We start from the raw sequence: 8,631 nt of genomic DNA on the forward strand, positions 1-8,631 counted from the left end.
AACCTAGAAGCGAGCGAGGAGCAACCGAGAACGCGGGTGCCGACCGTGGGTCCGTCAGGGCACTCACGGCCGGCGCACCGCCGGTCAGCCGTACGCCAGCCGCAGGGACGGGCTCATCAGGTCGGTCTGGTAGTCCGACAACGGTTCCCCGTCCGGGCCGGTCGAACGCCGGTACCACGTCCCGTCCGGCTGCAGGATCCAGCCTGCCACGCCCTCGGAGAAGGCGTGGTCGAGCATGACCCGCAACGGTTCCTGGGACAGCTGCCCCACCCGCACCAGCGCCTCGATGCGGCGGTCGAGGTTGCGGTGCATCATGTCCGCGCTGCCGATCCAGCACTCCCGCAGCGAGGTGAACTCCAAGACCCGGCTGTGCTCCAGGAAGCGGCCCAGGATCGACCGGACGTGGACGGTCTCCGACAGGCCCGGGATGCCCGGCCGCAGCCCGCAGATCCCACGGACGAGGCACTGCACGGGCACGCCGGCACGGGACGCTCGGTACAGCGCGTCGATGATTTCCTCGTCGACGAGACTGTTGATCTTGAGGCGGATTCCGGACACCTGGCCCTGGCGGGCCGCCTCGCTTTCCCGCTCGATACGTTGGATAATGCCGTCCCGCATATGCTGAGGCGCTACCAGTAGTGAGCGGTACTCGGTCTGGCGGCTGTAGCCGGTCAGCACGTTGAACAGGTCGGTGAGGTCGGCGCCGACATCGGGGTCGGCGGTGAGCAGGCCGAGATCCTCGTACAGCCGCGCCGTCTTCGGGTTGTAGTTGCCGGTACCGACGTGGCAGTACCGGCGTAGTCCACCGCGCTCCTGGCGGACCACCAGACACGTCTTGCAGTGCGTCTTCAATCCGATCAGCCCGTACACGACGTGGCAGCCCGCGCGCTCCAGCTCGCGCGCCCACCGGATGTTCGCGGTCTCGTCGAATCTGGCCTTGATCTCCACCAGGACGACGACCTGCTTGCCCGCCTCGGCCGCGCTGATCAGAGCGTCGACGATGGGGGAGTCACCCGAGGTCCGGTACAGCGTCTGCTTGATGGCCAGGACGTGCGGGTCGGCGGCAGCCTGTTCGATGAACCGCTGTACCGAGGTGGTGAACGAGTCATAGGGATGGTGGATGAGCACGTCGCCCTCACGCAGCACCGTGAAGAAATCGGTCTGCTCCCCTTCGGACGCCGCGAGCCGCGGGTGGGTTCGCCGCACGTGCGGGGTGTCCTTCAGCTCGGGACGGTCGAGGTCGTAGAGCGCCCACAGCACCGACAGGTCCAGGAGCCCCCGAACCCGCATCACTTCGCGGCTGGTGACCTCCAGCTCCCGCATGAGGAGGTCCAGCAGGTTGTCGTCGACGTCGTCGGCGACCTCAAGGCGCACGGCCGGGCCGAACCGCCGGCGCGCCAGCTCACGTTCGAGAGCCTGTAGCAGGTCCTCGGCCTCGTCCTCCTCGACCTCCAGATCGGCGTTGCGCGTGACCCGGAACAGGTGGGCGTCCACCACCTCCATACCTGGGAAGAGCTGCGAGAGGTGGGCGGCGATCACCTCCTCCAGGGGGATGAAGCAGACATCGCGGTCGTCGGACTCCAGCCCGCGCAGTTCCAGGCGCCTGCTGTCGTGGCGCGGGTGGTCCGGCTCGACGCGGATCAGCCGGGGCACGTTCTGGGGAACCTTCACCCGTGCGAACCGCTCGGCATCCCCGCCCGGGGTACGTACCGTGACCGCCAGGTTGAGCGACAAGCCGCTGATGTAGGGGAACGGGTGCGCCGGGTCCACCGCGAGTGGCGTCAGGACGGGGAAGACCTGCTGGTTGAAGTATGCGTGCAGGCGGTCCTTCTGAACCTCGGTCATGTCGCTCCACAGGCGGATCGTGATGCCGGCGTCCGCCAGAGCGGGCGTGACCACATCGCTGAAACACCGGGAGTGACGTTCGTAGAGTTCAGTCGCTGTTCTACTGATCAGGTCAAGCTGCTCGCGGGAGGTGAGGCCGTCGGCGGAGAGCACCGCGAGTCGGGTCGCTTCGCGGCGCATCAGGCCGGCGACGCGGACCATGTAGAACTCGTCCAGGTTGCTGGCGAAGATAGCCAGGAACTTGGCGCATTCGAGCAGTGGTGTGGCCGGATCCTCGGCGAGTGCCAGTACGCGGGCGTTGAAGTCCAACCAGGACTTCTCGCGGTTGATGAAACGGTCTTCGGGAAGATCGGACGGCGTCGGTGGCCGGGGCGCCTCCAGCGGTTCAAGCAGGGCGCTCCGTGGTTTACGCTGCGGCTGTTCGGATCGGTTCACCACCAGCTCGGTCATGCCCTCGATGGTGCCAGTCTCCGGTGGCCGGGGCAGGTGCGAGCGACGATTAGGACCCGTACAACGGGTCTGGGACAGCCCAGAGCCGACGATTGCGTCAGCCGCTGGGGCTGTCAGGATATCGCGGGTCCGTGGGCCGACGCCCAGACGCAGCGCGTCCCGCAGGTCGTCGAGCGTGTCCACGTCACGCCGCAGGCCGGGCACTGACCGGCCGAGCGGCGTGGTCAGGTCCCGGGCTCCCGAACGGACGTGTGCGGCCCGGCTCGCTGGGCCGAACCGGGGTGCGAGCGCCGTGCCGGGCGCGGCGGCGAGCATGACTGTGCCGGTACCCTCCGCATCCGCGACCATGGCCCGGCGCTCGGGTGGCACGGCCAGCAGCGCCGCCCGCAGCTCGGCCGGGCGCAGTGCCGCGAGGTCCGCGGACATCGCCGCGACGCCGGCGCCGGGCCACCGCCGCGCGGCCTCGGCCGCACCGTGCGTCAACGCCGCGTTGAGACCCGTGTCGGGAGTGTCAGGGATGATCACTACCCGAGCGTCGATATCCGCGATATCCGCGATATCCGCGATGTCGGCGATGCCGGCCCGCGCCGTGCGGTCGTTGGTCACGACGACGACGGCCACCACCACATCATGATCAATATCTCTGGCCGCGGCGACCGTGTCCTGAGCCATCGCGAGCGCGAGAGCCGCACGTTCGGGGTGGGCGAGCCGGCTCTTGGCCGCAGTCAACCGCTTGACCGGAACAATGACCACCCAGGTCGGGTCGGGCGTCATCTCCGGAGTAGTGCGGGTATCACGTCCTGACCCTACGGCATCCGTGGCGGCGTGGCGGCCGGTCCCGGCATCTCCCGGCGGTCGCCGCGATGGTTACCGTCTGGCAACGGTCTAGTCATCATATGGTCACTACATGGTTGACGCTGAGACACGATCGGACCCGGCCGGCGAGCACCCGACTGGCGAGCACCCGGCCGGCGGGCGATCCGTGTGACGAGAGCGGCTGTTCTCTGCGCCGGATCCTGGGGGACGGTCTTCGCCAAGGTGCTCGCCGACGCCGGGGCCGGGGTCACGCTGCTGGCGCGTGCGCCCGACATCGTCAAGGCGGTGAACCACCATCATGTCAACCCCCGCTACCTGCCCGGACTCACACTGCCTGACCAGGTCAGTGCCACCGGGGATGCCGCACAGGCGCTTCGCGGGGCCGATCTGGTCGTGCTCGCGGTGCCGTCCCAGGTCCTGCGTGGCTGCCTGGTCCGCTGGGCGCCACTGGTCCCGCCGTCCGCGGTGTACGTGAGTCTGATCAAGGGCGTCGAGGGCGAGTCCCGCCGTCGGATGAGCGAGGTCGTCAGCGAGGTCACCGGCGCGGGTCCGGACCGGATCGCGGTGGTCAGCGGCCCGAACCTGGCGGGTGAGATCGCGGCCGAGCAGCCGGCGGCCACCGTCGTGGCGAGCTGTTGCGAGCAGACCGCGATCGATCTGCAGGGGGCCTGTTGGACGTCCTATCTGCGCCCGTACACCAACTCCGACCTGGTCGGCTGTGAGCTCGCCGGCGCTGTCAAGAACGTGATCGCGCTGGCCGCGGGCATGCTCGAGGGAATGGGGTTCGGCACCAATTCGGTCGCCTCCCTGATCACCCGGGGGCTGGCCGAGACGGCCCGGCTCGGCGTCGCCATGGGCGCCGATCCGCTGACGTTCGCCGGCCTCGCCGGCCTGGGTGACCTGGTGGCCACCTGTTCGTCGCCGTTGTCGCGCAACCGCACCTTCGGTGAGAAGCTCGGCCGTGGCATGACCCTGGCGACGGCCAGCATCCAGCAGGTTCAGATCGCCGAGGGCGTCCGCTCCTGCCGGCCCATCCTGGGTCTGGCCCGGTCACTGGGCGTCGCAATGCCGATCACTGAGCAGGTGGAGCGGGTCATCTACGAGGGCCTTGCGCCGATGGACGCGGTCAAGGAACTGATGAGCCGCGAACCAGGCCGCGAGCACCGCGCCCCCAGCGCCTGAGCGATCACCGGAGCCGTCGCCGCCGGTTGCGCGGCGTCGGGGTCACGGTGAGGCGGCCGAGCATCGGTTAGGGTCCGGTCCATGCCCGGCACTGCGCGCAGGATCCGGATCGCCGTCCTCTACGGCGGACGCAGCACCGAACACGCGATCTCGTGCGTGTCCGCCGGCAGCGTGCTGGCGGCCCTGGACCCGCGGCGTTATGACGTTGTGGCCGTCGGTATCACCCCGGACGGCCGTTGGGTGCTCGGTTCGGGTGATCCGGCGGCGCTCCAGGTCCGTTCCGGCGTGCTGCCGAGCGTCGAGGGCACCGGGATACCGGTGGCCCTGCCGGGTGACCCCACCGCGGGCGGCCTGCGGAGCCTCGGTCTCGGCGAGGACGGTCTGCGGAGCCTCGGTCTCGGCGAGGACGGTCTCGGCGAGGTCGACGTCGTGTTCCCGTTGTTGCACGGGCCCTTCGGCGAGGACGGCACCGTGCAGGGGCTGCTGGAGATGGCCGGCGTGCCCTACGTCGGCTCCGGCGTGTTCGCCAGCGCCGCGGCCATGGACAAACAGCACATGAAGACCCTGCTTGCGGCCGCGGGGCTGCCGGTGGCGCCCGTGGTGGTGCTGCGCGGGGGACAGACCATCACGGCATCCGACCGGCAACGGCTGGGCCTGCCTGTGTTCGTCAAGCCGGCCCGGGGCGGCTCAAGTATCGGCATCAGCCGGGTGGACGCGTGGGATGACCTGGAGACCGCGCTGAAGGCGGCCCGCGCGGTCGACCCGAAGGTGCTTGTCGAAGCCGCCGTCGCCGGCCGTGAGCTCGAGTGCGGGGTGCTGGAGGGCCTGGCCGGCTGCGAGCCTGAGGCGAGCGTCCCGGCCGAGGTGACGGTGACATCCTCAGCCGGGTTCTACGACTTCGACGCCAAGTACCTGTCGGGAGCGGTCCGGTTCGACGTTCCGGCCGACATCCCCGTCGCCGTCGCCGCCAGGATTCGCGATCTTGCCCTGCGCGCGTTCACTGCGCTGGACTGCGCGGGTCTCGCGCGGGTGGACGTCTTCTTGTGCCCGGACGGTTCGATCGTCGTCAACGAGGTCAACACCATGCCCGGGTTCACCCCGACCTCGATGTTTCCGCAGATGTGGGGTGCCAGCGGTCTGGACTACCGGGCGCTGGTGGACCGGCTGATCGAGTCGGCGGTACGTCGCGGCACCGGGCTGCGGTGACTGGGCGGCGGTGACTGGGCGGCGGTGACTGGGCGGCGGGTCAGGCGACCGTCGCCCTGGTGGCGTCGCGGACCGGACCGGCGAGCGTGACCAGGACGTCGAACGCCTGCACGGACGCGGGCAGGATGAGCACGACCTGGGGACGTCGGGTCGGCGTGGAGTAGCGGACGCTGGCACCGCGATCCTCGGCGAACCAGCCGACGTCGTCGACCACCGCGAGGGTCACGTCCTGTCGATAGCCCGCAGCGACCCCGGGAACCCCGCACGACAGGACCGCGGGCGGGGAACCCCAGGCGGCGACGAACGGCGAGGCCGGTCTGACCTCGCGCCGACCCAGACCCGCCCCCAGTGAGGACGGCAGGGCCGCAACGAGGTTCACGCAGGCGACCCGTTCGCTGCCGGCCGGGTCGGGCGCCAGGGTGACCGTGACCGGACCTGGGGAGCCCGCGCAGGATGTGACTAAAATCACGATGACGATGACACTGGCTCGCATGATGGCCGGGATCGAGATCCTGGCCATCATGCGAGTGACGGACACCCGTCGGATCAGGGCGGGGGAGTCCGTGATCCGTGCACGGCCCACGCCACCGGTTCGGGCCGCCGGCAGCGCGAAGGGCCATGATCGCACCGCCGTCGGCCGGGTCAGAAGTGAACCACCGGACACGTCAGGGTCCGGGTGATGCCATCGACCGCCTGCACCCGTGACATGACCAGTTTTCCCAGCTCATCGACGCTGGCGGCCTCGGCGCGCACGATCACGTCGTAGGGGCCGGTGACGTCCTCTGCCTGGGTGACCCCGGGGATCTGTTCGATCTCCTTGGCCACCGAGGAGGACTTTCCAACCTCAGTTTGGATGAGGATGTACGCGTGGACCACAGACGCTCCCTCGTCGGACGCCGACAACCCGTCGCTCAGAACAACGGGCCGACAGAAGGTAACAGGCAATCGGCCCTCGTGAGTGTCTCTGACGCAGGGGAATTTGGTCTGATCGCCCGTGTGGTGACCCGGTTGGGGGCGCCTGGCCCACCCGCGGGTCCTGGTGACGACGCCGCAGTGGTCCCGACACCCTCGGGTTCTGTGATCGCCACCACAGACCTGCTGGTCGAGGGGCGGCACTTCCGGTTCGACTGGTCCTCCCCGTACGACGTGGGCCGCAAGGCCGCCGCCCAGAGCCTCGCGGACGTGGCGGCGATGGGAGGCACGCCCACCGCGCTGCTGATCGGGCTGGCCTGTCCACCGTCCACGCCGATCGAGATCGTCGACGGGGTGGCTGACGGTCTGCGTGACGAGTGCGCGCTGGTCGGCGCGGTCGTGGTCGGCGGTGACATGGTCAGTGCGAGCGAGGTATGCCTGGCCGTGACCGCGCTGGGGGAACTCGCGGGCCGTACGCCGCTGACGCGGGCCGGCGCACGGCCGAGCGACGTGGTGGTGCTCGCCGGTACGGTGGGCCGCTCCGCCGCCGGCCTGGAGCTCCTGCTGGCCGGTGTGCGCGATGGTCCGCTGGTGGCCGCCCACCGCCGTCCGTCGCCGCCGTATTCGGCCGGACCTGCGCTGGCACATGCGGGGGCCAGCTCGCTGGTGGACGTCAGCGACGGGCTGCTCGCCGATCTCGGGCACGTGGCAGGCGCGTCCGGGGTCGTGTTCGAGGTGGATGTGGCCGCACTGAGGGCGCTCGTTCCCGGTGTCGACGTGCGACACCTGCTCACCGGTGGCGAGGACCACGGCCTGGTCGGGACGCTGCCGGCGGGCGTGGACCCGCCGCCGGGGGTGGCGGTGATCGGCAGAACGCTCCCGGTCGGGCCGGCCGGCGGCCGGCCAGAGGTGCGGCTGGTCGGGGAGGGTATCCCGCCGGACCTGCGCGGCCCGCACCGCGACGGACCGGCGCCGGATGGTACCGCGGGCCCGGCACGGGGCTGGGACCATTTCAGCCACTGAATTCAGCTGTTGATACTGATCCAGCTGTTGATGCGGCCGGGTTCGCGCATAGCGTGGCGCCCGTGTCCCCGTCCACCAGGATTCCGCCTGCCATGGTCCTGCCCGCTGTGTCCCCGCCCCGGGTGTTGACGATCGCCGGCTCCGACTCCGGCGGCGGCGCCGGCATCCAGGCCGACCTGAAGACCATGGTGGCTCTCGGCGTCCACGGGATGAGCGCCCTGACCGCGGTGACGGCCCAGAACTCCCTGGGGGTGCACGGGGTGTGGGACCTGCCGGCCGACGCCGTCGTCGCGCAGATCCGGGCGGTCGTGGACGACATCGGTGTCGACGCGGTCAAGACCGGGATGCTGTCGTCACCGCGGATCGTGGCGGCCGTGGCAGCTGAGCTGGCAGACCTCGCCGACGGGGGTGTTGCGGTCGTGGTCGACCCGGTCGGGGTATCCAAGCACGGCGATCCACTGCTCGCGCCCGAAGCCGTTGATACCGTCCGGACCCGGCTACTGCCGGTGGCGACCGTGGTGACCCCGAACCTGGACGAGGTGAAGCTGCTCACCGGCGTCGCCGTGCACGACGAGGACGACATGCCGGCCGCGGCCCGGGCGGTGCTCGCCCTCGGGCCACGCTGGGTGCTGGTGAAGGGCGGTCACCTGCGCGGCGACGCCGTGGACCTGCTCACCGACGGCAGGCAGACCGTCCTGCTCCGGGCACCACGACATGACAACCGGCACACGCACGGCACCGGTTGCACCCTCGCGTCCGCGGTCGCGTCGTTCCTAGCCCGCGGGTCGGACGTACCTGACGCGGTGCGGGCGGCCAAGGCCTACGTCACCGGTGCGGTGGCGGCCGGCTTCGCGCTCGGCGCCGGCATCGGCCCGGTCGACCACGCCTGGTCCTGGCGCAACGCCGCCGGCGCGCCGCCGACAGCTGCTATGCCCTGGTCACCTTGCCGGCCTTGATGCAGGAGGTGCACACGTTGAGGCGCTTGGGCGTCTTGCCCACGAGCGCGTGCACAGTCTGGATGTTGGGGTTCCAGCGCCGCCGGGTGCGCCGGTGGGAGTGGGAGACCGACATACCGAAGCCCGGCCCCTTGCCGCAGACGTCACACACCGAAGACACGAGAACACTCCGCCGGAAGAAGGTGATGATGATGCCGCGTGTGCGGCAGTCTCCCGAGGCTACCCCACCGGCGTCCCGTCA

The 8,631-nt window shown here is 70.2% G+C and carries 8 protein-coding genes and 1 pseudogene; 4 read left to right on the forward strand and 5 right to left on the reverse strand.

Annotated features, from left to right (window positions below):
• Nucleotides 1–84 precede the first annotated feature (84 nt).
• Together U9980_RS05595 and cofC are read right to left on the reverse strand one after the other, a co-directional pair.
• On the reverse strand, nt 85–2,295 hold the full coding sequence (locus U9980_RS05595; protein ID WP_322766984.1) for an RNA degradosome polyphosphate kinase: 2,211 nt from the start codon (nt 2,293–2,295) through the stop codon (nt 85–87).
• A gap of 129 nt (nt 2,296–2,424) precedes the next feature.
• Nucleotides 2,425–3,069, reverse strand: a pseudogene (gene cofC, locus U9980_RS05600) (2-phospho-L-lactate guanylyltransferase); the annotation flags it as partial.
• Between the two features lie 210 nt (nt 3,070–3,279).
• On the opposite strand from cofC, the gene U9980_RS05605 reads away from it, so the two are divergent.
• Entirely contained in the window at nt 3,280–4,293 is a 1,014-nt protein-coding gene (locus U9980_RS05605) for an NAD(P)H-dependent glycerol-3-phosphate dehydrogenase (protein WP_322766971.1), read from the forward strand.
• 81 nt (nt 4,294–4,374) lie between these two features.
• Nucleotides 4,375–5,499 carry a D-alanine--D-alanine ligase family protein gene (locus U9980_RS05610; protein ID WP_322766972.1) on the forward strand — a complete coding sequence of 375 codons (1,125 nt, stop codon included), beginning with the start codon at nt 4,375–4,377 and terminating at the stop codon, nt 5,497–5,499.
• Nucleotides 5,500–5,539: 40 nt separating this feature from the next.
• On the opposite strand, the gene U9980_RS05615 is transcribed toward U9980_RS05610, so the two are convergent.
• Nucleotides 5,540–6,037: a DUF3515 family protein gene (locus tag U9980_RS05615; RefSeq protein WP_322766973.1), complete on the reverse strand. Its 498-nt coding sequence runs from the start codon at nt 6,035–6,037 to the stop codon at nt 5,540–5,542.
• A gap of 104 nt (nt 6,038–6,141) precedes the next feature.
• Nucleotides 6,142–6,375 carry an Lrp/AsnC family transcriptional regulator gene (locus U9980_RS05620; RefSeq protein ID WP_131747996.1) on the reverse strand — a complete coding sequence of 78 codons (234 nt, stop codon included), beginning with the start codon at nt 6,373–6,375 and terminating at the stop codon, nt 6,142–6,144.
• Between the two features lie 78 nt (nt 6,376–6,453).
• On the opposite strand from U9980_RS05620, the gene U9980_RS05625 reads away from it, so the two are divergent.
• Together U9980_RS05625 and thiD are read left to right on the forward strand one after the other, a co-directional pair.
• Complete coding sequence (locus tag U9980_RS05625; RefSeq protein ID WP_322766974.1) at nt 6,454–7,434, forward strand: thiamine-phosphate kinase; 981 nt, start codon at nt 6,454–6,456, stop codon at nt 7,432–7,434.
• 92 nt (nt 7,435–7,526) lie between these two features.
• Entirely contained in the window at nt 7,527–8,390 is an 864-nt protein-coding gene (thiD, locus tag U9980_RS05630) for a bifunctional hydroxymethylpyrimidine kinase/phosphomethylpyrimidine kinase (protein ID WP_322750649.1), read from the forward strand.
• Here thiD and rpmB read toward each other — a convergent pair.
• Nucleotides 8,362–8,550 (reverse strand): 50S ribosomal protein L28, encoded by a 189-nt coding sequence (gene rpmB, locus U9980_RS05635; RefSeq protein ID WP_013874853.1) that lies wholly within the window; start codon nt 8,548–8,550, stop codon nt 8,362–8,364. The genes thiD and rpmB overlap by 29 nt on opposite strands.
• Nucleotides 8,551–8,631: the final 81 nt, after the last annotated feature.

Source organism: Protofrankia sp. Cr1 (assembly GCF_963555865.1).
Classification (GTDB): domain Bacteria; phylum Actinomycetota; class Actinomycetes; order Frankiales; family Frankiaceae; genus Protofrankia.

Excerpts from the sequence above, each read along its gene's own strand:
- U9980_RS05595 (WP_322766984.1), bottom strand. The coding sequence starts at position 2,295 with ATGACCGAGCTGGTGGTGAACCGATCCGAACAGCCGCAGCGTAAACCA.
- U9980_RS05610 (WP_322766972.1), top strand. The coding sequence starts at position 4,375 with ATGCCCGGCACTGCGCGCAGGATCCGGATCGCCGTCCTCTACGGCGGA.
- thiD (WP_322750649.1), top strand. The coding sequence starts at position 7,527 with ATGGTCCTGCCCGCTGTGTCCCCGCCCCGGGTGTTGACGATCGCCGGC.